The 611-nt window shown below is 51.6% G+C and carries 1 rRNA gene; it reads right to left on the bottom strand.

Annotated elements, in window-relative coordinates:
- Positions 1–611: ribosomal RNA gene (locus D7V92_RS21920) — 16S ribosomal RNA — on the bottom strand; the annotation flags it as partial.

Here is a 611-nt window from a genome sequence, read left to right as displayed (position 1 = left end):
CAATCGGGGTTCTGCGTGATATCTAAGCATTTCACCGCTACACCACGCATTCCGCCTGCCTCAAACATACTCAAGCCCCCCAGTTTCAACGGCAATTCTATGGTTGAGCCACAGACTTTCACCGCTGACTTAAGGGGCCGCCTACGCACCCTTTAAACCCAATAAATCCGGATAACGCTCGGATCCTCCGTATTACCGCGGCTGCTGGCACGGAGTTAGCCGATCCTTATTCATAAGGTACATACAAAAACCCACACGTGGGTCACTTTATTCCCTTATAAAAGAGGTTTACGATCCATAGAACCTTCATCCCTCACGCGACTTGGCTGGTTCAGCCTCTCGGCCATTGACCAATATTCCTCACTGCTGCCTCCCGTAGGAGTTTGGTCCGTGTCTCAGTACCAATGTGGGGGACCTTCCTCTCAGAACCCCTATCCATCGTCGGTTTGGTGGGCCGTTACCCCGCCAACTGCCTAATGGAACGCATGCCTATCTATCAGCGATGAATCTTTAGCAAATATTCCCATGCGGGATCCCTGCTTCATGCGGTATTAGTCCGACTTTCGCCGGGTTATCCCCCTCTGATAGGCAAGTTGCATACGCGTTACTCA

The sequence above is a fragment of the Parabacteroides sp. CH2-D42-20 genome, from assembly GCF_003670185.1.
Lineage (GTDB): Bacteria > Bacteroidota > Bacteroidia > Bacteroidales > Tannerellaceae > Parabacteroides > Parabacteroides distasonis.
The sequence above is the reverse complement of the archived record's forward strand: the minus strand, read 5'-3'. Positions and strand labels throughout refer to the sequence as shown.